The 23,823-nt window shown below is 72.0% G+C and carries 23 protein-coding genes and 1 tRNA gene; 9 read left to right on the top strand and 15 right to left on the bottom strand.

What is annotated here, in order from left to right; translation table 11 throughout:
- Positions 1 to 8: 8 nt before the first annotated feature.
- From EL266_RS10410 to EL266_RS10400, 3 genes are read left to right on the top strand one after another with little or no spacing between them, the layout of a single operon-like run.
- Entirely contained in the window at positions 9 to 1,334 is a 1,326-nt protein-coding gene (locus EL266_RS10410; RefSeq protein WP_026427571.1) for a SufS family cysteine desulfurase, read from the top strand.
- Positions 1,335 to 1,336: 2 nt separating this feature from the next.
- Complete coding sequence (sufU, locus tag EL266_RS10405; protein WP_026427570.1) at positions 1,337 to 1,810, top strand: Fe-S cluster assembly sulfur transfer protein SufU; 474 nt, start codon at positions 1,337 to 1,339, stop codon at positions 1,808 to 1,810.
- Positions 1,811 to 1,839: 29 nt separating this feature from the next.
- Positions 1,840 to 2,208, top strand: a complete 369-nt coding sequence (locus EL266_RS10400; RefSeq protein ID WP_026427569.1) for a metal-sulfur cluster assembly factor — start codon at positions 1,840 to 1,842, stop codon at positions 2,206 to 2,208.
- 18 nt (positions 2,209 to 2,226) lie between these two features.
- On the opposite strand, the gene EL266_RS10395 is transcribed toward EL266_RS10400, so the two are convergent.
- The 5 genes from EL266_RS10395 to ypfJ form a co-directional block, all read right to left on the bottom strand.
- On the bottom strand, positions 2,227 to 2,730 hold the full coding sequence (locus tag EL266_RS10395) for a flavodoxin family protein (protein ID WP_026427568.1): 504 nt from the start codon (positions 2,728 to 2,730) through the stop codon (positions 2,227 to 2,229).
- A 6-nt stretch (positions 2,731 to 2,736) separates the two neighbouring features.
- On the bottom strand, positions 2,737 to 4,404 hold the full coding sequence (locus tag EL266_RS10390) for a hypothetical protein (protein ID WP_051281339.1): 1,668 nt from the start codon (positions 4,402 to 4,404) through the stop codon (positions 2,737 to 2,739).
- Positions 4,401 to 5,357, bottom strand: a complete 957-nt coding sequence (locus tag EL266_RS10385) for an ABC transporter ATP-binding protein (protein ID WP_026427567.1) — start codon at positions 5,355 to 5,357, stop codon at positions 4,401 to 4,403. The genes EL266_RS10390 and EL266_RS10385 overlap by 4 nt, the downstream gene beginning before the upstream one ends.
- A 49-nt stretch (positions 5,358 to 5,406) precedes the next feature.
- Entirely contained in the window at positions 5,407 to 6,222 is an 816-nt protein-coding gene (locus EL266_RS10380) for a MerR family transcriptional regulator (RefSeq protein WP_026427566.1), read from the bottom strand.
- A gap of 98 nt (positions 6,223 to 6,320) precedes the next feature.
- Positions 6,321 to 7,229, bottom strand: coding sequence for a KPN_02809 family neutral zinc metallopeptidase (gene ypfJ / locus EL266_RS10375; protein WP_026427565.1), 909 nt, complete (start codon positions 7,227 to 7,229; stop codon positions 6,321 to 6,323).
- A gap of 97 nt (positions 7,230 to 7,326) precedes the next feature.
- Between ypfJ and EL266_RS10370 the strand changes: the two genes are divergently transcribed.
- Positions 7,327 to 8,373, top strand: coding sequence for a quinone-dependent dihydroorotate dehydrogenase (locus EL266_RS10370; RefSeq protein ID WP_026427564.1), 1,047 nt, complete (start codon positions 7,327 to 7,329; stop codon positions 8,371 to 8,373).
- A gap of 85 nt (positions 8,374 to 8,458) precedes the next feature.
- Here EL266_RS10370 and EL266_RS10365 read toward each other — a convergent pair whose 3' ends face one another.
- Together EL266_RS10365 and EL266_RS10360 are read right to left on the bottom strand one after the other, a co-directional pair.
- Positions 8,459 to 9,466, bottom strand: coding sequence for an aldo/keto reductase family protein (locus EL266_RS10365; RefSeq protein WP_026427563.1), 1,008 nt, complete (start codon positions 9,464 to 9,466; stop codon positions 8,459 to 8,461).
- 102 nt (positions 9,467 to 9,568) lie between these two features.
- Positions 9,569 to 10,168 (bottom strand): DUF3043 domain-containing protein, encoded by a 600-nt coding sequence (locus tag EL266_RS10360; RefSeq protein ID WP_026427562.1) that lies wholly within the window; start codon positions 10,166 to 10,168, stop codon positions 9,569 to 9,571.
- A gap of 41 nt (positions 10,169 to 10,209) precedes the next feature.
- Between EL266_RS10360 and EL266_RS10355 the strand changes: the two genes are divergently transcribed.
- Entirely contained in the window at positions 10,210 to 11,607 is a 1,398-nt protein-coding gene (locus tag EL266_RS10355; protein WP_026427561.1) for a dipeptidase, read from the top strand.
- Between the two features lie 46 nt (positions 11,608 to 11,653).
- Entirely contained in the window at positions 11,654 to 12,835 is a 1,182-nt protein-coding gene (locus EL266_RS10350) for a glycerate kinase (protein WP_026427560.1), read from the top strand.
- A 28-nt stretch (positions 12,836 to 12,863) separates the two neighbouring features.
- Here EL266_RS10350 and EL266_RS10345 read toward each other — a convergent pair whose 3' ends face one another.
- Positions 12,864 to 13,892 carry a LacI family DNA-binding transcriptional regulator gene (locus EL266_RS10345; protein WP_026427559.1) on the bottom strand — a complete coding sequence of 343 codons (1,029 nt, stop codon included), beginning with the start codon at positions 13,890 to 13,892 and terminating at the stop codon, positions 12,864 to 12,866.
- Between the two features lie 151 nt (positions 13,893 to 14,043).
- Positions 14,044 to 15,276, bottom strand: coding sequence for an alpha-amylase family protein (locus tag EL266_RS10340; RefSeq protein WP_026427558.1), 1,233 nt, complete (start codon positions 15,274 to 15,276; stop codon positions 14,044 to 14,046).
- A 184-nt stretch (positions 15,277 to 15,460) separates the two neighbouring features.
- Between EL266_RS10340 and EL266_RS10335 the strand changes: the two genes are divergently transcribed.
- The 3 genes from EL266_RS10335 to EL266_RS10325 all read left to right on the top strand — a co-directional run bounded on the left by EL266_RS10335 (position 15,461) and on the right by EL266_RS10325 (position 19,515).
- Positions 15,461 to 16,747: a deoxyguanosinetriphosphate triphosphohydrolase gene (locus EL266_RS10335; RefSeq protein WP_034515307.1), complete on the top strand. Its 1,287-nt coding sequence runs from the start codon at positions 15,461 to 15,463 to the stop codon at positions 16,745 to 16,747.
- A 92-nt stretch (positions 16,748 to 16,839) separates the two neighbouring features.
- A complete protein-coding gene (dnaG, locus tag EL266_RS10330) occupies positions 16,840 to 18,837 on the top strand; it encodes a DNA primase (RefSeq protein WP_026427556.1) in 1,998 nt (665 codons plus the stop codon).
- 177 nt (positions 18,838 to 19,014) lie between these two features.
- On the top strand, positions 19,015 to 19,515 hold the full coding sequence (locus EL266_RS10325) for a DUF3145 domain-containing protein (RefSeq protein WP_026427555.1): 501 nt from the start codon (positions 19,015 to 19,017) through the stop codon (positions 19,513 to 19,515).
- Positions 19,516 to 19,613: 98 nt separating this feature from the next.
- Here EL266_RS10325 and def read toward each other — a convergent pair whose 3' ends face one another.
- From def to EL266_RS10295, 6 genes are all read right to left on the bottom strand, one after another.
- A complete protein-coding gene (def, locus tag EL266_RS10320; RefSeq protein ID WP_026427554.1) occupies positions 19,614 to 20,105 on the bottom strand; it encodes a peptide deformylase in 492 nt (163 codons plus the stop codon).
- A gap of 95 nt (positions 20,106 to 20,200) precedes the next feature.
- A tRNA-Asn gene (locus tag EL266_RS10315) sits at positions 20,201 to 20,272 on the bottom strand.
- Between the two features lie 91 nt (positions 20,273 to 20,363).
- Positions 20,364 to 20,906: a hypothetical protein gene (locus EL266_RS10310; RefSeq protein WP_026427553.1), complete on the bottom strand. Its 543-nt coding sequence runs from the start codon at positions 20,904 to 20,906 to the stop codon at positions 20,364 to 20,366.
- Positions 20,907 to 20,985: 79 nt separating this feature from the next.
- Positions 20,986 to 22,242, bottom strand: coding sequence for a beta-ketoacyl-[acyl-carrier-protein] synthase family protein (locus EL266_RS10305; protein WP_026427552.1), 1,257 nt, complete (start codon positions 22,240 to 22,242; stop codon positions 20,986 to 20,988).
- Between the two features lie 4 nt (positions 22,243 to 22,246).
- Positions 22,247 to 22,495, bottom strand: a complete 249-nt coding sequence (locus tag EL266_RS10300; protein ID WP_026427551.1) for an acyl carrier protein — start codon at positions 22,493 to 22,495, stop codon at positions 22,247 to 22,249.
- Positions 22,496 to 22,600: 105 nt separating this feature from the next.
- The gene (locus EL266_RS10295; protein WP_026427550.1) at positions 22,601 to 23,800 is read right to left on the bottom strand and encodes a PucR family transcriptional regulator; all 1,200 of its coding nucleotides are present in this window, start codon (positions 23,798 to 23,800) and stop codon (positions 22,601 to 22,603) included.
- Positions 23,801 to 23,823 lie beyond the last annotated feature (23 nt).

Raw genomic sequence — 23,823 nt, 5'->3', positions numbered from 1 at the left:
GGCAGCTCATGACACCCACCGCCACCGCCCTCAGTGACCGGGAGGTCGACGCGATCCGCGCCGACTTCCCCTACCTGGCGCGCCCGGCCCGCAACGGCGAGCCGCTGGTGTACCTGGACTGGGCCGCGACCAGCCAGAAGCCCGCCTGTGTCATCGAGGCCGAGGAGCGCTTCTACCGCCTGTCCAACGGTGCCGCCGGCCGCTCGACCTACCAGCTGGCCGACGAGGCCACAGCCACCTGGGAGGACGCCCGCCAGGCCGTGGCCGCCTTCGTGGGGGCCCGAGGCGACCAGCTGGTCTTCACCAAGAACGCCACAGAGGCGATCAACCTGGTGGCCCTGGCCATCGGCCATGCTAGCGCCGGCAGGCCCGCCTCCCATGGCGAGGGCCGGGCAGCGCCCCACGACCCCTCCTCCCGCCTGGCCATCGGCGCCGGCGACGAGGTGGTGGTCACCCGTGCCGAGCACCATGCCAACCTGGTGCCCTGGCAGGAGCTGTGTGCCCGCACGGGGGCGCGCCTGACCTGGTTGGATCTCAGCGATGACGGGCGCATCGACCTGGAGACCCTCGAGGTCATCACCGAGCGCACCCGGGTGCTGGCCCTGACTCACGCCTCCAATGTCACCGGGGCCATCAGCCCCCTGGAGCAGATCCTGCCGCGGGCTCAGGCGGTCGGGGCCCTGGTGGTCCTGGACACCTGCCAGTCCGCCGCCCACCTTCCGCTGGACTTCTCCTACCTGAGCGCGGCGGGCGTCGATGCCATGGTCCTGTCCAGCCACAAGATGTGCGGGCCCACCGGGATCGGGGCCCTGGTGGCCACCGAGGAGCTGTTGAGGTCCATGCCACCGGTCCTGACCGGCGGATCCATGATCGAGGTCGTGACCATGGAGTCCTCGACCTACATGTCCGGTCCGGCGCGCTATGAGGCCGGCAGCCAGCCCCTGGCGCAGGCAGCGGGGTGGCAGACGGCCGTGGACTACCTGGGCGCGGTGGGGATGGACCGCCTCCACGCCACCGAGATGGCCCTGCTGGAGCGGGCCCTGGAGGGCCTGGGGGGCATCGAGGGGCTGCGGCTCATCGGGCCGCAGGACTCCCGCGACCGCCTGGGCGTGGTGGCCTTCACCATTGAGGGGGTCCACCCCCACGACGTGGGCCAGGTCCTGGATGCCGCTGGGGTCGCGGTGCGCACCGGCCATCACTGCGCTCAGCCGATTCACGCCCACTTCGGCGTCCACGCCACATCGCGCGCCTCCTTCGGGCCCTGCTCCAGGGCCGAGGACATCGACCGCCTACTGGACGCCGTCCAGGACGTCCGCCGCTACTTCCGGAGGTGAGCATGAACGAACTCGACCAGCTCTACCAGCAGGTCATCCTCGACCACTCCCGCGAGCGCCACGGATGCGGCGCTCTTGAGGCCCCTGACGCCACCAGCCACCAGGTCAACCCGACCTGCGGGGATGAGGTGACCCTGGGCGTGCGCGTCCAGGACGGGCGGATCGAGGCCGTGGGCTGGCAGGGGCAGGGGTGCTCCATCTCCCAGGCCTCCATCTCGGTGATGCACGATCTGGTCGACGGCGCCGACCTGGCCACCGTCGCCCGCCTGGAGGCCGACTTCGACATCCTCATGCACTCGCGCGGCAAGGGCGTCGATGAGGAGGTCCTCGACGAGCTCCAGGACGCCGCCGCCTTCGAGGGGGTCTCGAAGTATCCCAACCGTGTCAAATGCGCCCTGCTGGGCTGGATGGCCCTCAAAGACGCCCTGGCCAAGTCCGGTGTGGCGCTGCCCGACGTCGAGCCCCGGACCACCTGAGTGCCGCATTCCGCGATCAAGGAGAACCCATGAGTGAGAGCACCGCCGCCAATCCGATGGCGGCACAGCACAGCCCAGCGCCCGTCGAGCAGGTGGACGCCGCCGCAGTCGAGGAGGCGCTGCGCGACGTCATCGACCCCGAGCTGGGCATCAACGTCGTGGACCTGGGCCTGCTCTACGGGGTGTCCATCGACCCTGATGGCACCGTGGTGCTGGACATGACCCTGACCACGGCCGCCTGCCCGCTGACCGATGTCATCGAGGAGCAGGCCCAGCAGGCCCTGGTGGGCATCGCCGACCAGGTGCGCATCCAGTGGGTGTGGCTGCCGCCGTGGGGCCCGGACAAGATCACCCCCGAGGGCCGCGAGCAGCTGCGGGCGCTGGGCTTCAACGTCTGAGGCCCCCGGGCCGCCGGGTCAGGGCCGGGCGAGCTCGGCGCCCCATGCGCGGGCGGCCTGGGCCTCGCCATGGGCCAAGGGCCCCTGGGTGCCGGTGACCACGAGGCTGCGCATCGGGGCTCGCCGGCGCCCGAGGGCCTTGAGGATCTGCCTGGCCGCTGAGCCGTGGAGCCAGGAGCGCCCGGTGACGGTGTCGAAGGCCGCCACGCGAGCCTGCGGGGGGATCGGGGCGGTGGCCAGCCACTCGCGCATGCTCCGACCCGCAGGACCGCCTGCGCGCTCCGCGCCGTCGTCGCCCCCTGCCGCTGCGGCCTTGGCCAGACTGGCGGTGGTCGGCAGCCCCCGGTTGTGGGTGGGCGCGCCCAGCACGACGAGCCCGGCCCCGGCCAGCGCCTCGCCGGTGGCCTGGCCGGGGGACAGGACCCGGGCGGGGACTCCGGCATCTTGTAGTCCCCGCGCGATCTCCTGGGCGGCCGCCCGGGTGGAGCCGAAGCAGGACTCGACGACGATCACTGCGGTCATGGGGGATCATCCTCTCGATGGTGCGGGTTGAGGGTGGATCGGTGAGAGGCCCGGATGAGGCAGTCCCGGGCGGGTGGTGCCGGCCAGCATGAGGTCGCGCCGTCGGTGGAGGAGGATGCCTGAGGCGATGAGGACGACGGCCATGCCGAGCAGCCACCACGATCCGCTCTGGCCGGCCTGGGCCGCAGGGTTGGCGTCACGGATCCCCTCGGGCAGGTCCAGGCTCGCCCCGAACTGCGTGATGCCCAGGCTCGCGAGTACGGGGATCCAGGCCAGCCCTCGCCACCGGGGCCGGGCCGCGCACACGAAGGAGGCCAGGCCGGCCGCCGCGATCGCTGCGGGCCACTGCCCGGCCACGAGCCGGAGCGCATCCCAGGAGTCTGTCCCCAGGGCATCCTCCCCGACGGTCGCCGCTGCCCCGGCCGCGCAGGTGAGGGTCAGGCCGGAGTTCACCAGCGCCGTCATCCACCACGCCAGGATGGTGCGCACCGTCGTGACACCGGTGGCGGACACCGCCTCGATCCTCCCGCTGAGCTCCTCGGCTCCCGCACTCGAGGCCAGGGACACGGCCTGGCACGCGGCCAGCACCCCCAGGAGGGAGCCGAGGTAGGCCAGGAAGGCCTCCCCGGGATCACTGCTGCTGCCCAGAAGCGACCCCATCTCGCTGTCAGAGCTCAAGCCGCCCTGCTGGGCCAGTTCCACCAGGCTCCTGCCCATATCTGTGAACAGTCCCGCGGTCGCGCCCACCGCGAGCGCCCAGGTGATCATGCTGCGCGCCGAGAGCCACAGGGCCAGCGCGGCGGGCCCAGGCGCGCGCAGTGGCATCCGCATCCAGGGCGGGCGCACTGAGACGAGGCCCTGCCCCAGATCCCGACGGCGCGCCATCACGGCGGCCACTCCCGTCAGGAGGATCCAGGCGGCCAGCGCCCACAGGCAGGGCGTCCAGTCATGGCCCTCACCCGCTGCCAGCTCCTCACGCAGCCGGAAGGGCGAGGCCGCCGCGGCCAGGCCGGACCACCGCCAGTCCTTGGCGCAGTCCAGCCCGTAGGAGAGGAAGCTCGCCGCCAGCACGGTCATCCCCACGGCGCGGGTGCCCGCGGCATCCGCGGCGAGCTGGGCGCCCACCTGGGTGGTGGCGGCCAGCAGCAGGCAGGTCAGTCCCACGGCCACCCCGTAGGAGCAGGCGTCGGCGGCGCCGGCGCCCTGCAGGGCGAGCAGGCCCGCGCCCGCGGCCGCCCCGACCAGCGCGCTGAGGATCCCCAGGAGGGCGGCCTGTGCGATCACCCGGGGCACCGGTCCCGCGCAGGCGGCGTGCAGGAGCTCGGCACGGCCCTGGTCCTCCTCGCCCCTGGAGACGGCCGCAGCGCGCAGGACGATGACGATGCCCAGGACCAGGCAGGTCATGGCGCCCAGTTCCCACACCGCGATCTCAACGGCGTCCGCCTCGCTGTCCAAGCGGCCGTACAGGAGCATCATCGTGTCGTTCGCGCGGGCCTGGGCCACGACCTGCTGCTGATCCGCCCTCGAGGCGAAGGTCCTGCCGTAGGAGGGGGATAGGGCGGCGGTGAGCAGGAGGACCCCCATGGGCAGGGCGATCAGCCATGCGCGCTCGCAGCGCAGGCGCAGGCGCATGTCGATGAGCCACGGGCGCAGCGCGCCATCGCCGGGGCTCATCGTGCCTCCGCCCGGTAGTGCTCGAGGAAGACCTCGTCGAGGGAGGCGGGAGCGCAGGTGAGCTCGCGCGCCCCGGCGTCGAGCAGGGCGGCCAGGACCGCGGGCACCTGCTCGGCGGGCACGGAGGCGCGGAAGCGGCCCTCGGCGTCGGGCTGGGGCCAGGCGGGGTCCTGATTCGCGGAAGACGCGGACCACCTGTGGGGGAGGAGCCCGCCGAGCCCGCGGCGGTGGCGCCCCAGTCGTGCTCCCGGGGGAAGCTGGCAGGTCAGGCGCGAGGCCCTGAGGTGCCGCAGCGCGGCCATGGACCCGGACTCGACGGCCCGGCCGTCCTTGATGATGGTCACTGCCTCGCAGAGCCTGTCGACCTCGGCCATGATGTGACTGGACATGAGGACTGTCCGGCCGTGATCGGCGGCATCGCGAACGGCGGCGACGAAGGTCTCGGACTGGAGGGGGTCGAGCCCGGAGGTCGGCTCATCGAGGATGAGGAGCTCGCAGGGCGCCGCCAGAGCGGCGACCAGCATGACCTTCTGGCGGTTGCCCTTGGAGTAGGAGCGCACCGGCTTGGAGGGATCGAGGCTGAAGGCCTCGATGAGCTCGGCCTCGCGGCGGGGGTCGCGGGCGCCGCGCAGGCCTGCCAGGGCATCGAGCGTCTGGCCTCCGGTCAGGGCCGGCCACAGGGCCACGTCGCCGGGCACGTAGGCGGTGCGCCTGGTGATGGTGGCGGCATCGCGGGCCGGATCGAGGCCCAGGACGCTCACCGCGCCGGCGTCGCGGCGGTACATGCCGAGCATGACCCGGATGGCGGTGGACTTCCCGGCTCCGTTGGGGCCCAGGAAGCCGTGGATCTGGCCGGCGCGGATCGTCAGGTCGAGCCCGTCGAGTGCCCGCAGGCCCCCGAAGGTCTTGACCAGGCCCGTCACCTCGATGGCGGGGGAGTCAGGAGTGCTCATGCCTCCACGATCGGGTGTGACGTGGCGTCGCACGCAAGGCCCGGGAGTGTCAGGACTCCTCCGATACCGCCCAGTGATCGATCGCCTCGAGGAGGCGAGCCTCCATGGCCCGGGCGTAGGCGGATCCCAGCTGTTCGAAGGAGGCGAAGAACTGGAAGACCGCGTGGATGGCCTCCCGGTCCGCCTCCCGGGCCAGGGCGCGCAAGCGCTCGGGCTCCACGCGGCGGACGAGGCGCTCGACCATCGCGGCGGCCATTGCCTCGGTCTCCTCCTGGCTCAGTCCCGCGCCGGCCCTGCCATAGGCGGCCAGCGTGGCGGCGTCATCCCCGGCGTCGGGATCGGGGAAGAGGAGCTCGGCCTCCGCGGGCATCTGGCCCCGGTAGCAGGCCAGGTCGACGGCGTCCCGGTCGGCCCGCACGGCGGCCCGGGTCCGCTCATCGGAGGCCGCGGCCTCCATGCGGTCGAAGAAGGCGGCCATGCGCGGGGGCATGGGGCTCACTGCCATCCCGGCCCGTGAGCGCTCCAGGAGCGAGGCGAGCATGTCCCGCTGGGCGGTGACCTCCTCCAGGTGGGCCTCGGCCGAGGCCAGTGCGGCAGCGAGGTCCTGGGTCACTGATGCTCCGTCGGGCGCGCCGTCGTCGGGGACCGTCGTCGGCTCAGCGCCATCAAGCACCCGGGCGACGGCACTGAGCGGCACCCCGGCCCGCACCAGCCAGCGGATGCGCGACAGGCGCGCCACATGGCTCAAGTCGTAGTCCCGCCAGCCGCCGCGCTCGGCGGGCACGGGCAACAGTCCCAGGGAGTGGTAATAGCGCACCGTGCGCACCGTGGTACCCGTCAGCCGGGCGATCTCCGCGACTCGCATGGGGCAAGTCTGCCAGGCGCGTCCGCTGGCGCTGTGGGCCGCGTCTCAGCCCCGAGTGCTCGCGGGCGCGGACCCGGGAGCGCTCATGGCCTTGAGGATCACAGCTGGGAGGCGTCCACGGCGAAGGTGTCGCAGGTGTGCACCGAGCCCGACTCCATCCCGGTGGTGAACCAGCGCACGCGCTGCTCGGAGGAGCCGTGCGTCCAGGTGTCGGAGTCGACCTGACCGGCGTGGCGCTCCTGGATGTGATCGTCCCCCACGGCCTCGGCCGCGTTGATGGCCCCGGTGATCTCCTCGGCCGAAGGGCGCACGAGGAAGGGCTTGCCCGTCTCGGGGTCGGGCGTGGTCGAGGCGTAGTGGACCCACAGGCCCGCATAGCAGTCGGCCTGGAGCTCCAGGCGCACCGAGTCCGAGGTGGCGCCTGCCCCCGAGCGGTCCGCGGCGGCCATGGTCCCGGTCAGGTGCTGGACGTGGTGACCGAACTCGTGGGCCACGATGTACTCCTGGGCCAGGGGAGTGTCCTTGGCGCCCAGGGTGCGCTCCATGTCGGAGAAGAAGCCCATGTCCAGGTAGACGCTCTCGTCGCCCGAGCAGTAGAAGGGGCCCACTGAGCTGGAGGCCGTCCCGCAGGCCGAGTTGACCGCGGTGCCGTCCCACAGCACGAACTCGGGGCGCCGGTAGGCCGGCCCGCCCTGGGAGGGGAGCTGGTCCCCCCACACCGCGTCCAGGGACTCGGCGGTCGCGATCATGCGGCACTGGGTGTGCTCGTTGGCCGCGGCGCCATCGGTGCACATCGAGGTGTCGATGGTCGAGGAGGTCGAGGCCGTCGAGGCCCCCTGCTGCTGGTTGAGCAGGCCGCTGAGATCCACTCCGGTGAACTGGGAGATCAGGACGACGGCAATCACCGTCAGAATCGATCCGCCACCAATGGCGGCCCCGCGCCTGCCCCCGCCGGAGCGGGTGGACACGCGGTTGGGATCGAGCTGGATGTCGCGGTTGAAGGACACGGGCTACCTCGGTGATCGTGGCCCCTGCCCCGGTGCCGGGATCGGCGGGCCGGCGGCTCAGGGCGATGGCGCAATGCTGTCAGGGTAGCCTGAACCCGTGCTCTACGACCTTCTCTACAAGACGACACTGACCCGCATCGACCCCGAGCTCATCCATGACGTGTGCCTGAGGGCCATCAGGACCACCAGCAGGGTCCCCATCCTGCGGGATGTCGTGCGCCAGGCGTGGGGGCGTCGTCCTGCCTTCCCCGTGCCCTCCAGCGGCCAGGGCGGGCCCCTGGCCCGACCGGTTCCCGGGCTCCTGGGCCTGGCCGCGGGCATGGACAAGGACGGGGAGGCGATCGAGGGCCTGGACATGCTCGGATTCGGCTTCATCGAGGTGGGCACGGTCACCGCTCGCGGCCAGGAGGGCAATGAGCCTCCCCGCATGTGGCGCCACCCCCAGATGCGCGCCATCCGCAACCGCATGGGATTCAACAACGCCGGGGCTGATGAGGCTGCCGAGAGCCTGAGGCGGCTGCGCTCCACCGTGCGCGGGCGCTCCATCGTCGTGGGCGCCAATATCGGCAAGACCAAGACCACGCCCCTTGAGGGGGCGGTGGAGGACTACCGCTACTCCGCCTCCCGCGTGGCGCGCTGGGCCGACTACCTCGTGGTCAACGTCTCCAGCCCCAACACCCCCGGGCTTCGCAGCCTGCAGTCGGTCGAGGCCCTGCGCCCTATCCTGGCGGCCGTGCGCCAGGCCGGGGATGCGGCGGCGGGACGGCGAGTGCCCCTGCTGGTCAAGATCGCCCCGGACCTGGCCGATGAGGACATCGATGCCGTGGCTGACCTCGTGCTCGAGATGGGCCTGGAGGGCGTGGTGGCCACCAACACCACCATCGACCACGATCTGGGGGAGGGCGGTCTGTCGGGCTCTCCGCTGCTGCCCCGCGCCCTGGAGGTGGTGCGCCGCCTGCGCCGGCGCCTGGGGGAGGGGCCCATCATCATCGGCGTGGGCGGCATCTCCTCGATCATGGATGCCGAGCTCATGCTCGACGCCGGGGCGGACCTGCTCCAGGCCTACTCCGCCTTCGTCTACAACGGCCCGGCCTGGCCGGGCCGCATCAATCGGGCGCTGTCCCTGCTCCGCCCGGCGCGCTGAGGAGCCTGTCACGCGCCGAGGCCCTCGGCAGGCGCGCTGGAGCGCCGGCCGAGGGCCTCGCCTCTTCAGAGTGGGTGTGCGGCGCTCAGGCCGGACGCTGCTCGGGGGAGACCGTCAGCGCCGGGTCGCGCTCGATGACGCCCTCCAGGGCGGCGTCGATGGCAGTGAGGACATCCTCGTCAAGGACCACCCCGGAGGCCTTGACGGTGTCGCGCAGCTGCTCGGGGCGCGAGGCGCCCACGATGGCGGCGGAGATCGCGGGGTTCTGCAGCACCCAGGCGATGGCCAGCTGGGGCATGGTCAGCCCCGCCTGCTCGGCCACGGGTACCAGGCCCTGGACGGCGGTGAGGACCTCGTCGCGCATCCAGCGCGAGATCATGTCCTTGCCGCCCTTGGCATCGGTGGCCCGTGAGCCGGCCGGGGGCTGGGCACCGGGAAGGTACTTGCCGGACAGGACGCCCTGGGCCATGGGGGACCACACGATCTGCCCCAGTCCCAGCTCCGTGGATGCGGGCACGACCTCGTCCTCGATGATGCGCCACAGCGCCGAGTACTGGGGCTGGTTGGACACCAGGCGGAAGCCCATCTGGGAGGCCAGCTCCTGGCCGGCCCGGATCTGCTGGGCCGTCCACTCCGAGACGCCGATGTAGAGGGCCTTGCCCGAGCGCACCACGTCGGCGAAGGCCTGCATGGTCTCCTCCAGCGGGGTGGCGTAGTCGTAGCGGTGCGCCTGATAGAGGTCGACGTAGTCCGTGCCCAGGCGTGTCAGGGAGCCGTTGATGGCCTCCATGATGTGCTTGCGCGACAGGCCCACGTCATTGGGGCCCTTGGGGCCGATGGGCCAGTAGACCTTGGTGAAGATCTCCAGGGACTCGCGGCGCTGGCCGGCCAGTGCCTTGCCCAGGACCTCCTCTGCCGCGGTATTGGCGTAGACATCCGCCGTGTCGAAGCTGGTGATGCCCAGGTCAAGCGCGGTGTGGACGCACTCGGTGGCGGTGTCCGCCTCCACCTGGGAGCCGTGCGTCAGCCAGTTGCCGTAGGTGATCTCAGTGATTTTCAGGCCTGAGGAGCCGAGATGACGATATGCGACCATAGCGCGATTCTAGGACCGGGGCGGACGGGCGGGAGGCGGCTGCCCACCACCTGGTCGGTGTCCGCGCTGCGCGGACGTCGAAGGGACTGCCGGCCTGCAGGCTCAGGAGGGGTAGTCGCCGCGCGCCACCAGGGGGGAGGGCTGGCGCCAGCGGCGCACCTGCATGCAGCGCATGAAGACGTAGAAGAAGATCCCGCCGGCCTTCCTGACCTCCTCGGCGCCGAAGGCCGCCACCAGGCGCCGGCGCACCAGCAGCCAGCACAGGACGGAGTCCGCGATGGCCAGGAAGAAGACGGCGTAGACCGAGAGCATCACGTAGATGCCCGTGTTGCCCAGCCAGGAGGAGAAGGCGAACATGAGCAGCATGAGGACCAGTGTCAGCGGCATGAAGACCTCGCCGATGCAGAAGCGCGCATCGATGTAGTCGCGGACGTAGCGCTTGATCGGGCCCTTGTCGCGTGCGGGGAGGTAGCGCTCGTCCCCGGTGCGCATGGCCTCGCGCTGGCGCTCCCAGGCGGCGTCCCGGGCGGCCTGGGCCTCGCGCTTGGCCGCCTTGCGGTCAGCGGGGACCACCGGCCTCAGGCCCTTGGCCTCGGCCGCCTTGCGCTTGGGGGTGGGGCGCCCCTTGCCGACCACCGGCTGGTCCTCGACGACGGCCGGCTCGGGCTCGGACTGCGCGCGGCGCTTCTTGAACAGATCCACGAAGCACAGACTAGCCGCAGCGGCGCGATACCCTGAAAACCATGATCACAGTCGATACCGTGCGCACCGCCGTCCACTCCTCCTTCCCCGACATCGTTGCCGACCTAACCGACCTGGTGTCCATCCCCTCTGTGTCAGCATCCAGCCACGACCAGTCCCAGGTCCTGCGATCCGCGCAGGCCGTCGTCGAGCTGCTGGGCCGGGCCGGGCTGGAGGCCGAGATCCTCACCGCCCAGGCGCCCGATGGCACGGTCTCCAGGCCCGCGGTCCTGGCTCACCGCCCCGGCCCCGAGGGCGCCCCGCGCGTCCTGCTCTACGCCCACCACGACGTCCAGCCCGTGGGCGACCCCTCCGGCTGGGACCAGGCCGACCCCTTCCGCGCCGAGCAGCGCGGCGACAGGCTCTTCGGCCGAGGAAGCGCCGACGACAAGGCCGGGGTCGTCACCCATGCCCACGCCTGCCGCCTCCTGGCCGAGCTGGGCGGAGGCGAGCTGCCCTGCTCGGTGACCGTCTTCATCGAGGGCGAGGAGGAAGTCGGCAGTCCCGCCTTCGAGGCCTTCCTGGCCGAGCACCGCCAGCGCCTGGATGCCGACATCATCATCGTGGCCGACTCCATGAACTGGAAGGTGGGCATCCCCGCCCTGACCACGACGCTGCGCGGGGTGGTCCAGGTCGACGCCCGCCTGGAGGTCCTGGATCATGCCCTGCACTCCGGCCAGTACGGCGGCCCGGTCCTGGACGCCGCCACCGCCATCTGCCGCCTGGTGGCCTCCTGCCACGACGAGGCGGGGGATGTGGCCATCGCCGGCCTGGTCACTCGCCCCCAGGCCGAGCCCGGGGCCCCTGAGTACACCGAGCAGGACTTCCGCGCCGATGCCGCAGTGCTCGACGGCGTGGAGCTGACGGGAACCGGCGACCTGACCGCCAGGCTGTGGACCAAGCCCTCCCTGACGCTGATCGGCACGGACATCACGCCCCTGCACCTAGCCGGCAACGTGCTGGCCCCCTCGGCCACGGCCCGCCTGTCCCTGCGCATCGCCCCCGGCCAGGATCCCCAGCAGGCGCTGGAGGCCCTGAGCGATCACCTCCACGCCCATGTGCCCTTCGGGGCCCGCCTGACCGTCTCCGGGCGCGAGGCCGGCCCGGCCTTCGACGGCGGCGATCAGACGCCGGCCACCCAGGCGGCCCACTGGGCGCTGACCGAGGCCTGGGGCCAGCCCTCGGTGGGGATCGGCCAGGGCGGGTCCATTCCCTTCATCGCCATCCTCAAGGAGACCTTCCCCCAGGCGGAGGTCCTGGTCACCGGCATTGAGGACCCCGACACCCGCGCTCACAGCGAGAACGAGTCCATGCACCTGGGCGAGCTGGAGCGGATCGTCGTGGCCGAGGCGCTGCTGCTTGCGCGCCTGGGCGGCGCCATCGAGGACATCGAGGAATGAGGGCCCCGGTAGCCAGGAGCGGTGCCGGTGCGGGCGGAGCCCGGCGATGAAGGTCCTCCTCGCCGTCGGCGCCATGCGCCCCGAGCCGGCCGGCGTGGCCCTGGTCGGCCCGCGGCACGGCCTGCCCGCACCTCGCGTGGCCAGGGCCCTGGCCACGGGATGGGGCAGTGCCCGGGGCGGGGATGCGCTGCGGGCACTGCCCCTGGCCGACGGCGGGCCCGGCTCGGCCCAGTGCCTCCCCGACTCGCTGGTCCTGGGGCGAGAGGCGCTGCAGGCCCCCGGTCCGCTGGGCCAGGTGCGGGAGGTCGACCTGCTGCAGCTGGCGCCCCGGGCGGAGGATGACCGCAGCGGTGCAGGGCGAACCTGGTTCCTCGATGCCGCGCGCCTCATGGCACTGCCCACCGATCCCCTCCAGGCGGCCAGGGAGGCCCGCCAGGGCTCATCGGCCGGTCTGGGGGAGGTCGTGGCACAGGCCCTGGCGCGCACGCAGCCCGCCGACACCCTGGTGGTGGGCCTGTCACGCTCCGCGCTTCACGACGGCGGGGCGGGCGCGATCGAGGCCCTGGGAGGTCTCAGGGCAGCGCGCCAGCTGCTGCACGGCCGCTCCCTGGGCCTGGCACTGGCCGATGATCTTCCCCTGGGCGGCCTGGGCGGCGCGGGCGCGGCCCTGGCCTCGGTGAGCGGGATCGCCCCCGAGGAGGCCCAGGAGCTGGACAGGGCGGCCTGCGCCCGCGGCGGTGAGCTGCTGGACCGAGCCCGGCGGAGCGCTCCGCGAAGCCTGCCGGTGGTGGGAGGCGGTCAGCCCGAGAGGATCACGGTCACGACCTGGGGGACAGGAGCCTGCGGGGGAGGGGCGCTGGCACTGCGCGCCCTGGGCGCCTGGGCCGCCCCCGGGGCGAGGGTCATGGCCTCCCTGACCGGGCTGGCGCAGGCCGTCAAGGGCCAGGACCTCGTGGTCACGGCCCATGGCGAGGTCTACGACATCGTGGCCGACTCGGTGGTCGCCCTGGCCGGGCAGGCCGCCGGCGCGCTGGCACTGCCCGCGGTCCTGGTCGCCGGGCGCTCCAGCCTGCCCCGCGGGGAGATGGCGGCCGCGGGCATCTCCGCGGTCTACAGCCTGGAGCAGCCCCATGCCGGGGACGCCGAGTGGGACGCCGGAGGGCCCGGGGCCATCGCCGAGCGCCTGACGGGGCTCGGAGCGCGCCTGGCACGCTCATGGTCGCGCTGATCGCCTGGCGCACCGGGCCGGCGGACCGTCAGGAGCCCTCGTGGGGCGAGGAGGGCGCCGGGGCGGTGGAGGAGCGCACGATGAGGTCGGGGATGAAGGACATCTCCGCATCGGCCGGCTCCCCGCCGTCGATGGCGCTCAGGATCGTGCTGACCGCGGCCCGGCACATCGCTGAGACCGGCTGGCGCACCGTGGTCAGGGGCGGGTCGGTCAGGGCGATGAGCGGGGAGTCGTCGTAGCCGACCACTGAGACGTCCTTAGGAACGCTCAGGCCCGCGTTGCGCACCGCCTGGACCACGCCCAGGGCCATGATGTCCGAGCCGCAGAACACGGCGGTGCAGCCCTGCTCCACGAGCCGTGCCCCGGCGGTCAGCCCTCCCTCATAGGTGAACAGGGCCTCGGCGATGCGCAGGGGCTCGTCAGGCAGTGCGGCTCGCATCGCGTCGCCGTAGCCCGAGCGCTTGCGCTGGGCCGGCACCATGCGGGTGGGCCCCATGGCCAGGCCGATGCGCCGATGGCCCAGGGAGATCAGATGCTCCACCGCCATGCGCGCCGCCGCCGAGTCATCGGTGGTGAAGCCGGGCGCCGTGATGGTGGGGGCATTGCCGTTGATCGTCACCACCTGCACCCCGCGCTCCCGCAGGCGGTGGTAGCGGGTGACATCGCTGGTGGTGTCCGCATGGCGGCCGCACACGAAGATGATGCCGTCCACGCCGCGGTCCACGAGCATCTCGATGTACTCGTCCTCGCTGATCCCCCCGGGTGTCTGGGTGCACAGCAGGGGAGTGCGCCCCGTGGGCGCCAGGAGCTGCTCGATCTCCTGGGCGAAGAGCGGGAAGACCGGGTTGGACAGCTCGGGGACGATGAGCCCGATCAGCCCCTTGGAGGCCTGGTGGAGCGACTCGGGCCTCTCGTACCCCAGCACGTCGAGGGCGGCCAGGACCTGGTGGCGGGTCGACTCCGCCACATTGGACTTGCCGTTGAGCACGCGCGATACCGTGGCGGTGGAGACGCCTGCCTGATCGGCGATGTCTGCGAGGGTCAGGCGCTGGGGCACAGGGGCTCATCCTCTTCGCGGCGGGTGCGGGCCAAAGTGATTCTCCTTCGAATCGAGATGGTGCGTCGATGGTCGACGGTCCGAAGGTAAACCAATCGTGCAACGAATGCAAGAAAACATGCAGCGGCTTGCACTCGCGCGGTTGCCGAGTTCAGGCGACGGTCGAGGCCTCCAGCCAGATCGTCGTCGTCTCCGGCAGCACGATCCGTCCCTCATCCTGTCCCAGCGGCCCTGAGGCCAGCAGCGGACGGGCCTCAGGGGGCAGCAGTATCGGGCTGGTGGACAGGTTGACCACCACCAGGACGTCACGGGCCAGCAGCGTCAGGGCCTCGGGCGGGCACCAGTCAAGCCCGGTGACGAAGGCCAGCGGTGCCGTGGCCAGGGCGTGATCACGGCGCACGTGGGCGGCATGGCGGATCGTGGCCACGGATGAGCCCAGATGCGAGGACTGGGTGCGGGCGTGCTCGGCCACCAGGTCGGCGAGCTCGCGCGGCGCGGTGGGCTTGTCGGCGTCGACCATGGCGATCTCATCGCCCTGGCGCAGGTAGAGCACGCCGGGCAGGGCCAGCATCATGGCCTGAAGGGCGCCGCCCCGAGTCACGCGGGCCTCAGGATCCGTGGAGTACCAGCGCATCCCGTCACCCGGGTCGAGCTCGGCCAGGAGCGAGTGGGAGGGCAGGAGCCTCCAGGCGGGAGGAGCGCCGAAGCGGGCGTGCTCGGCCAGGGACTGGGTCAGGTGCGTGGTGATCGAGACCGCATCCCAGCGCACCAGGGTCAGGCAGTCATCGCGCAGGTGGTGGATCCAGTCCTCCTGAAGATGGTGACGCAAGGAGTCGGGGTAGTCGGCGGTGACATCGGCGCCCACGAAGCCCTCGTCGCAGTGCGCCGCCACCAGGGCCTGCAGGCGCGCGAAGTAGGTGCTCAGCGCCGACAGGTCCGTCTCATCGGTCACCTCCGGCGGGATGATCGTGCCCAGATCGATCCCCTCGGCACCGGCCCGCAGATAGGCCTCAGCCCTGCGCATGAGGTCCTCGCCCTTGCCCTCCAGCCCGGTGAGGTACGCCGTGTGCCGCCCGGCAAGGGGGCCCGTGACGGGGCCCAGGGCGCCGGATATGCGCATGACCACTCGTAGATCCCGCTCATGGGCGCGGGCGATGAAGGCGCGCACGGCATCCATGTCCCCGCGTGAGGCGGTATCCACCAGGCTCGGGCGCGCCAGCACCCCTCCCAGGCCCAGGGAGACGATATGGTCGAGCACCTGGTCACTGTCCAAGAGGTCCTGGGCCGACAGGCTCGGGGAGGCGAGCTCGTAGACCAGCCCGTGGCGCCACCATTCCTGTGGCGCCTCATCAGGGCGGTGGACAAGCGTCGTGGTGGTTGGCACAGGGCGCGTCTCCCTTCGGCCCGGGCGGGCGCCCGGGCATTCCAGCCATCTTAACCTCCACCTGCGCTACCTTGTGACCATGTCCCACGAGCAGCCCGACGACGATGCGGCCAGCCGGCTCCGGCTCGTCCTGGTCGCCCCCGCCGATGATCCCGCCGCGCCCGGCACCCAGGCCCTGGAGGGCATGGAGGGCATGGAAGGCATGGGGGGTTACGGGGCCCACGACGTCGAGCGATTCGTCGACGAGCCCGCCAAGGACCCCCGGCGCACCCACTTCGAGCGCGATCGGGCCCGCGTCCTGCACTCCTCCGCCCTGCGCCGCCTGGGGGCCAAGACCCAGGTCCTGGGGCCGGCGGCCGATGACTTCGTTCGCACCCGCCTGACCCACTCCCTGGAGGTCGCCCAGGTGGGGCGGGCCCTGGGCCAGGAGCTGGGCTGCGACCCCGACGTCGTCGACGCCGCCTGCCTGAGCCATGACCTGGGCCATCCCCCCTACGGCCACAACGGGGAGCGCGCGCTGGACATCGTGGCCGCCGACATCGGCGGATTCGAGGGCAATGCCCAGACATTCAGGATCCTGACCCGACTGGAGCCCAAGGCCCTGGGGCACCAGGGACGACCGGTGGGGGTCAACCTGACCCGGGCCAGCCTGGATGCCGTGGCCAAGTACCCCTGGGGCAAGGGGCAGGGCAGCGGCGGCAACGGCGAGAACAGGGCCAAGAGCCTGCGCAAGTACTCCGCCTATGAGGAGGACGCCGAGATCTTCTCCTGGATGCGCCGCGGCGCACCGGCGGGCCGGCGCTGCATCGAGGCCCAGATCATGGACCTGTCCGATGACATCGCCTACTCGGTCCACGACGTCGAGGACGCCATCGCCCTGGGGCGCATGGACCCTGAGCGCCTCACCGACCCCCAGGAGGCCCAGGCCCTGGTCGAGGCCACGCGCCAGTGGTACGGCAGCGCCCTGGATGCCGACGAGCTCGGGGCGGCGTGGGACCGCCTGGTCTCCCAGCCCTACTGGATCGCCTCCTACAGCGGATCGCGCGCCGATGCCGCGGTGCTGAAGAACCTGACCAGCGAGCTCATCGGGCGCTTCGTGTCCTCGGTGGCCCGGGCGACCCGCCAGATCCACGGCCAGGGCAGGCTGACCCGCTACCAGGGCGACGTCGTCCTGCCCAAGGACACCGCCGCCGAGATCCAGATCCTCAAGGGGGCGGCCGTGCGCTACGTCATGGCGCCCCGCGAGCACGAGCCCGTCTACATGCGCCAGCGCACGGTGCTGTTCGACCTGGCCGACGCCCTGCTGGCCTCCGACGGCCAGCACCTCGATCAGTCCTTCGCCGCCGACTGGAACGAGGCCGCCGACGACCGGGGCCGGCTGCGCGTGGTGGTCGACCAGCTCGCCTCCTTGACCGACACCTCCGCCCGGGCCTGGCACGCCCGCCTGTGCGGGCTGTTCTCCCAGGTCTGATACCCGCTGTCTGATCCCCGCTGCGCGCCGCCGCCCGGCAGGGGAGCCGGGGCAGGACTGGTGATGTCGCGGCCCTCGCCTACGATAGGGCCGTGGCGGGACTGATCAAGCGCGAGGACATCGAGGCGGTGCGCCAGCGCGCCCAGATCGAGGACGTCGTCGCCGAGCACGTCACGCTCAAGAGCGCCGGCGTGGGATCCATGAAGGGGCTGTGCCCCTTCCACGATGAGCGCACCCCCTCCTTCCATGTACGCCCCCAGCTGGGCTACTGGCACTGCTTCGGCTGCGGCCAGGGCGGGGATGTCATCAGCTTCATCCAGCGCATCAACCACCTGGGCTTCACCGAGGCCGTGGAGTACCTGGCCGACCGCACCGGGGTCCAGCTGCGCTATGAGGAGGGCGGGCAGGTCCGCCGGGGAGTCGAGCCCGGCACCCGCCAGCGGCTCATGGACGCCAACCGCCTGGCCCAGTCCTGGTTCGCCGAGCAGCTGGCCACCCCCGGGGCCCAGGCCGCCCGCGACTTCCTGACCTCGCGCGGATTCGACCGGCACGCCGCCGCGCACTTCGGAGTCGGCTACGCCCCGGCCGGCTGGGACAACCTCGCCCGCCACCTGCGATCAGCCGGCTACACCGAGGCCGAGCTCGTCGATTCGGGCCTGTGCAGCCGTGGGGGAGCCGACGGCGCCCGCGTCTACGACCGCTTCCGCGACCGTCTCATCTGGCCCATCCGGGACGTCACCGGCGCCACGGTGGGATTCGGGGCCCGGCGTCTGTCCGAGGAGGACAAGGGGCCCAAGTACCTCAACACCCCCGAGACCGCCGTGTTCCACAAGAGCCAGGTCCTCTACGGGCTGGACCTGGCCAAGAAGGAGATCGCCAGGTCCCACCGCATCGTCGTGGTCGAGGGCTACACCGATGTCATGGCCGCCCACCTGTCCGGGGTCACCACGGCCGTGGCCACATGCGGCACGGCCTTCGGGGCCGATCATGCGCGGATCGTGCGGCGCCTGCTCGGGGATGTGGCGGATCCGGCGGCCGGAGTGGTCACCGGCAGGGGGCAGCAGGCTCGCGGTGGGGAGGTCATCTTCACCTTCGACGGTGACGCCGCGGGGCAGAAGGCGGCCCTGCGCGCCTACGCCGAGGACCAGCGCTTCGCCACCCAGACCTTCGTCGCCGTCGACCCCGGCGGGATGGACCCGTGCGACCTGCGCATGAAGGAGGGCGACCAGGGCATTCCCCGGCTGTTGGGGCGGCGCGTTCCCCTCTTCGAGTTCGTCATCCGGGCCAGCCTGGCCAGCCTCAACCTGGACACCTCCGAGGGGCGCGTCCAGGGGCTGCGCGCCGCCGCCCCCGTGGTGGCCGGCATCAAGGATCGTGCCCTGAAGCGCGAGTACACCCGCCGCCTGGCCGGATGGCTGGGCCTGCCCGATCGCGAGGTCGTCAGCGCCGTCCAGGGCGCGGAGCGGCGCAGTCACCGCGGCCAGGCCGAGCAGTGGCCCATCGATGGGGAGGGAGGTCAGGCCCGGCCCCGCGGCCTGCCCCCGGTCAGCGACCCGGTCGAGCGCCTCGAGCGCGAGGCCCTGGCCGTCATCATCCAGCTCCCCGGTCCCGCCGGTGCCGCGGCCGCCGATGAGATCGGGGCCGACTCCTTCAGTCAGCCCACGCATCGGGCCGTCTACGAGGCCATCGAGGCCGCCGGCGGCACCGCCCAGGCCCTCAGCCTCATCCAGCGCGCCACTCAGGCCGGGCTGGCAGAGCCGGAGGCCAGTCGCAGGGCGACCCAGCGCTGGATCGAGCAGGTCCGCGACGGGGCCGTCGGCCTCATCGACGCCGCCATCACCGAGCTGGCGGTGGCGCCCCTGCCGCTGCCCACCATCCGCGGTCGCGGCACCGAGATCGATCCTGGCGCCCTGGAGCGCTACGCCGCAGGGGTGCTCAGCTCCCTGGCCGTCATGGGGATCAATCGGCGCCTGGCGGATCTGCGCTCCCGCCACCGGCGCATGTCCGCCGAGCAGGAGGGCTATCGCGAGCTGCTGGGCGAGATCACCTCCCTGGAGCAGCGCCGCATGCGCATCAAGCAGCGGCTGTGAGCTCGCCGCCCGCCCGCGCGCAGTGCTGATGCTCTGCGATGCGACCGGCGCCTCACTGGATTTCCATGCTTGCCTGGGGCACAATGTCTCTGCATGCCGCGTGCGTCGTGAATGCGTCCCGTTTGGGTCGAGACCGTTGGGGAAGACGAATCTCGGACCATCTAGGAGGCGTTCATCATGATCGGTGCCTACACCCGCGGTGTACTTTTCGTGCACTCAGCACCCCGGGCGCTGTGCCCCCATGTCGAATGGGCCGCCGCCGAGGTGCTCGATTCGCGTGTCCGCCTGGACTGGACGGAGCAGCCCGCAGCGCCGGGGATGATGCGCGCCGAGACGAGTTGGGTGGGTCCCGCGGGAACAGGGTCCAATCTGACCTCAGCGCTGCGCGGCTGGGCGAACCTGCGCTACGAGGTCACCGAGGAGGCCAGCGCTGGCATCGACGGCGGGCGCTGGTCCCACACGCCCGACCTCGGCATCTTCCATGCGCAGACCGATGTCCACGGCAATGTCGTGGTGCCTGAGGATCGGATCAGGGCGGCGCTGCTGCACGCCGCCGACCCCGAGCGCATGCGCCGTGAGCTGGACCTGGCCCTGGGGCAGGCCTGGGATGACGAGCTGGAGCCCTTCCGCTACGCCGGCGCCGGCGCCCCCGTGCGCTGGCTGCACCGCGTGGGCTGACCCCTGACTCCGCCAATTTGCGTGAGTTCGTGCTTTTCCGGGCCCGGAAAAGCACGAACTCACGCAAATTGGCGGAGTGACAGAGGGGACGGGGTGTCCTACAGGCCCTTGGCGCGCAGCTCCTTCATGGCGTGCGCCCGGTTCTTGCGGTCGAGGCGATCCAGGTAGAGGTGCCCGTCGAGGTGGTCAAGCTCGTGCTGGATGCACCGCGCCATGAGCTCCTCGCCCTCGACCACGACCGTCCTCCCGTCCAGATCCGTGCCCTCGGCGCGGGCGTACCAGGCCCGCTCGGTGGGGTACCACAGCCCGGGGACCGACAGGCAGCCCTCATCGCCGTCCTGGTACTCGTCCTGGGAGGACTCCACCAGCCTGGGGTTGAGGATGTAGCCGATCTCGCCGTCGATGTTCCAGGAGAAGGCCCTGAGGCCGACGCCGATCTGGTTGGCGGCCAGGCCCGCCCGCCCCTCATCGTCGACAGTCTCCAGCAGGTCCTCGACCAGGGCCTTGACCGAGTCGTCGATATCAGTGATCCAGTCGCATTCGGTGCGCAGGACCGGGTCGCCGATGATGCGGATGTCGCGATAAGCCATGGCGCCAATCCTCGCACGCCTCCGGCCCGGCGATGCAAGCAGGGGCGCGCGGCGACGACGAAGCCCCGGCTGTGGGGGCCGGGGCTCGTGGTGGGCTCCTGCGGCTGGACTCGAACCAGCAACCGTCCGATTAACAGTCGGATGCTCTGCCATTGAGCTACGCAGGAATGCGTGTTGCGCGGGTTGAACTGTAGCAACGATCCCGTGCCTGCGTCGAATCCCCCCGGGCGCGCCGAATGGCTGAATCCTCGGGAAATGTCAGTCTGTGGGCAGACCCACACCGTCCGCGGCCCGACGGCGCAGGGCGCGCAGCGCCGCCTCATCGGCCTCACCCTGGCCACTGGCCGGGCGAGTGACGATGTAGAGACTGGAGTCCTCGGCGCGCCTGACGCTGGCCGAGGCCGGCAGGCCGCTGGGCAGGGTGGCGGTGACGGCATGGACAATGGCGGCCTCGACCCTCTGGCGCAGTGCCCGGGCGAAGGGTGCCACATCCCAGGAGACGAACTCGCCGTGGCGGCGCACCCCGGCAACGACGCGAAGGATCAGCGGATCAGCAGCTTCATCGGTCCAGGTCACGGTGAAGGTCCGGGTCTCAGCCTCCCAGGAGGCGCGCTCGACCCCGGTCCATGGGTGGGCGGTGGCCGGCGCCGCCTGGGACAGGATGATCAGCCGCCCGGCCGTGGCCACCGCCCAGGACGAGTCGTCCTCGGCCAGGGGGACGGCGCCCAGGACCTCTTCGTCAACGCCGGCGAGCAGGGTGGTCGGGACCGTCGGGCGCGAGCGGCGGGTGAAGATCGGCATGCCGCCAGGCTACCTGCGCCCCCGGTGAGAACCGCAGTGGCGGGAAGTCGGCCCTGGGCTCAGCCCCGCTCAGCCCTGCTCAGCCCCGCTCAGACCCGTGCGGGCTGGTGAAGACCAGGGCTGCGTTATGGCCGCCGAATCCGAAGGAGGTGGACACGGCGGCTGTCAGGCCGGGCAGATCCCGTCCGCGGGGGCCGACCACATCGATGCCCAGTGCGGCGATCTCCGGATCAAGGCCGGCGGGAAGCAGGGTCGGGGGCGCCCAGCGCTCCTGGAGCGCCAGGACCGTGACAACCGCCTCCAGGCCGCCCGCACCGCCCAGGAGGTGGCCGGTCAAGGACTTCGTGGCGCTGATCGCCGCCCGGGGCAGTGCCCGTGCCAGGACGGCGGCCTCGACGGCGTCGCCCGCCGGGGTGGAGGTGGCGTGGGCGTTGACATGCCCGACCTGCTGGGGGAGCACCTCGGCGCGCTGCAGCGCCAGGCGCAGGGCTCGCTCCTGCTGGGCGCCACTGGGCTCGGGGCGGGCCACGTCATAGGCGTCGGCCGTGACGGCGGCCCCGGCCAGCACGGCCAGGACGCGCGCGCCCCGGGAGGCGGCGTGCTCGGCGGACTCCAGGACCAGGACGCCGGCCCCCTCGCCCAGGACGAATCCATCGCGGTCGGGTGCGAAGGGGCGGGAGGCCGTGGACGGGTCCTCGTTGCGGGTGGACAGCGCGCGCATGGCTGCGAAGGCGGCCACGGTCATGGGGTGCAGGGCCGCGTCCGTGCCGCCGGCCACCACCACCTCGGCTCGTCCCAGGGCGATGAGATCGGCGCCGTAGGCGATGGCCTCGGCGCCCGAGGCGCAGGCCGAGACCGGCGCGTGGATGCCGGCGCGCGCTCCCAGCTCGATGCCGACCCCTGCGGCAGGGGCGTTGGGCATAAGAGCGGGGACGGCGGTGGGAAGGACCCGTCGCGGCCCCTTGCCGCGAAGATCGTCCCAGGTCTGCATCACCGAGAGCACGGGCCCCATGCCCGGGGAGATCGACACCGCCAGCTCATCGCCGCTGACCTCGGGGGAGCCTGCGTGCTCCCAGGCCTGGCGGGCGGCGAGCACCGCGCACTGGGAGGACCTGTCCAGACGGCGCATCTGGCGGGGGCTCAGCGTCTGCGCCGGATCGATGGCCAGGAGCGCGGCCAGGCGCACCGCCAGGCCGTGGTCCTGCGCCCAGTCGGCGTCGAGACGGCCGACGGCGCAGCGCGAGTCCCGCAGCGCCTGCCAGGTGGAGGCGGCATCGCCGCCCAGGGGGTTGACCGTGCCCAGGCCGGTGACGACGGCCTGGTGGGCAGGCGGCATCGGCTCAGGACCGCTGGGCGGCAACGAGATCGACCAGTGCGCCCACAGTGGGCAGGGTGGGGATGAGGGAGTCGTCCAGCGTCACCCCGAAGCGCTCCTCGACCTGGGTGGCGATCGTCAGCAGCCCCAGGGAGTCGATGTCCAGGTCCTGGGCGAAGCGGCTCTCGGTGGTGATCCGGGAGGGCTCTTGGCCGGCCTCCTCTGCCACGATCTGGGTGATCGTCTCCAGGATCTCTGGGTCGGGCGAGCTCATAGGGGTCTCCTTCCTGTCGGTGGTGGCGCAGGCGGGCCGGCGCCGCAGCCGCGAGCCATTGTCCCGCGGTCGGCGCCCAGTGGGGAATCGGGTGGGGCGGGCCGCTCACTCCTGGCGATGAGCCGCCAGGCGCCCGATGATGATAGCCATGTGGAGCATCAGCCCGTCGCGAGCGTCGGTCGCGTCCCAGCCGACCTGCTCGCTGACCCGGCCCAGCCGGTAGCGCACGGTGTTGGCGTGGACGAACAGGCTGCGGGCCGTGGCCTCCAGGCTGCCGCCCAGCGCCAGGTAGGTGGCCACGGTGCTCTCGAAGGGGTCGCCCATCTCGTGGAGCGGGGCGTGGACCAGGTCGAGGATCTGCTCGGTGGCCAGCTCGTCGCCTGCCAGGAGTCGCTCGGGCAGGAGGTCGTCGGCGTGCACGGGGTTGGGCGCCTCGCGCCACCCCGGCAGGGCGCGTAGGCCGGCCAGCGCCGAGCGCAGGGAGCGCCCGGCCAGGCCGATGCCCGGGACCACCGGGCCCACAACGGCTGATCCGCCCAGGCCGCCCGCGATCTGCATGGCGGCCTCATCGATGAGCCGCTCGGGCGTCTCACCGCTGCCGCCGGCCTGCCCTGCCTGGTCCTCGGTCCGGCTGGAGCCGCCCAGGACGATGAGCACCGAATCGCCGCGCACCGAGACCAGGCAGTCCGAGGTCAGGGCCCTGCAGTCGTGGCGCAGGCGCGAGATGCCCAGCGCGTCCAGGGAGGTGCGCGCGGCGATGCCGACCACGGGGCCGGCACCGGTCCACCCGGCTGAGCCCGCACGGGTCGAGGCGTCCTGGGGGCTGTCGTGGAGCATGGCGTCCACGGCCACGGACTCCAGACGAGCGTCCCAGGCGCCCCTGGCCTCGGCGGCATGGGCATAGACCTCGGCGGCCGCGAAGCCGACGTCCCGCCCGAAGGTCAGCACCAGGATCCTCACGGCATCGTGATCCTCCTGGGGGACGGCGCGGGGGGCCTCGTCGACGACGACGTCCAGGACGGTGCGCACCAGGGCCAGGGTCTGCTCCAGGGAGATGACGCCGGTCAGGGCCGCGGGAGCATCGGAGAAGATCTGAGATGGGGAGGTCGTGGAACGGGGGTTCTCCGCGGTATCCACGAACAGGGTCACGCCCAGGCGCGCGACGGCGGCGATTTGCTCACGATCGCCCTCGGGGAGGGTGCGATAGAAATCATGTGCGGAGCTGATGCGATCCAAGGAATGTTCAATAATCGTGTCCTGCGCCTCTCGCAGCGCAGTCACGGCCGGAGTGCTCAACTCATCCATGGCGGAGATGCTACATAATGGAA

The organism is Actinomyces slackii (assembly GCF_900637295.1).
Taxonomy (GTDB): Bacteria; Actinomycetota; Actinomycetes; order Actinomycetales; family Actinomycetaceae; genus Actinomyces; species Actinomyces slackii.
The sequence above is the reverse complement of the archived record's forward strand: the minus strand, read 5'-3'. Positions and strand labels throughout refer to the sequence as shown.

Coding starts and splice junctions, on each gene's coding strand:
- EL266_RS10410 (WP_026427571.1), top strand. CDS start 9: ATGACACCCACCGCCACCGCCCTCAGTGACCGGGAGGTCGACGCGATC.
- sufU (WP_026427570.1), top strand. CDS start 1,337: ATGAACGAACTCGACCAGCTCTACCAGCAGGTCATCCTCGACCACTCC.
- EL266_RS10400 (WP_026427569.1), top strand. CDS start 1,840: ATGAGTGAGAGCACCGCCGCCAATCCGATGGCGGCACAGCACAGCCCA.
- EL266_RS10395 (WP_026427568.1), bottom strand. CDS start 2,730: ATGACCGCAGTGATCGTCGTCGAGTCCTGCTTCGGCTCCACCCGGGCG.
- EL266_RS10390 (WP_051281339.1), bottom strand. CDS start 4,404: ATGAGCCCCGGCGATGGCGCGCTGCGCCCGTGGCTCATCGACATGCGC.
- EL266_RS10385 (WP_026427567.1), bottom strand. CDS start 5,357: ATGAGCACTCCTGACTCCCCCGCCATCGAGGTGACGGGCCTGGTCAAG.
- EL266_RS10380 (WP_026427566.1), bottom strand. CDS start 6,222: ATGCGAGTCGCGGAGATCGCCCGGCTGACGGGTACCACGGTGCGCACG.
- EL266_RS10365 (WP_026427563.1), bottom strand. CDS start 9,466: ATGGTCGCATATCGTCATCTCGGCTCCTCAGGCCTGAAAATCACTGAG.
- EL266_RS10355 (WP_026427561.1), top strand. CDS start 10,210: ATGATCACAGTCGATACCGTGCGCACCGCCGTCCACTCCTCCTTCCCC.
- EL266_RS10350 (WP_026427560.1), top strand. CDS start 11,654: ATGAAGGTCCTCCTCGCCGTCGGCGCCATGCGCCCCGAGCCGGCCGGC.
- EL266_RS10335 (WP_034515307.1), top strand. CDS start 15,461: ATGGAGGGCATGGAAGGCATGGGGGGTTACGGGGCCCACGACGTCGAG.
- EL266_RS10325 (WP_026427555.1), top strand. CDS start 19,015: ATGATCGGTGCCTACACCCGCGGTGTACTTTTCGTGCACTCAGCACCC.
- def (WP_026427554.1), bottom strand. CDS start 20,105: ATGGCTTATCGCGACATCCGCATCATCGGCGACCCGGTCCTGCGCACC.
- EL266_RS10310 (WP_026427553.1), bottom strand. CDS start 20,906: ATGCCGATCTTCACCCGCCGCTCGCGCCCGACGGTCCCGACCACCCTG.
- EL266_RS10305 (WP_026427552.1), bottom strand. CDS start 22,242: ATGCCGCCTGCCCACCAGGCCGTCGTCACCGGCCTGGGCACGGTCAAC.
- EL266_RS10300 (WP_026427551.1), bottom strand. CDS start 22,495: ATGAGCTCGCCCGACCCAGAGATCCTGGAGACGATCACCCAGATCGTG.
- EL266_RS10295 (WP_026427550.1), bottom strand. CDS start 23,800: ATGGATGAGTTGAGCACTCCGGCCGTGACTGCGCTGCGAGAGGCGCAG.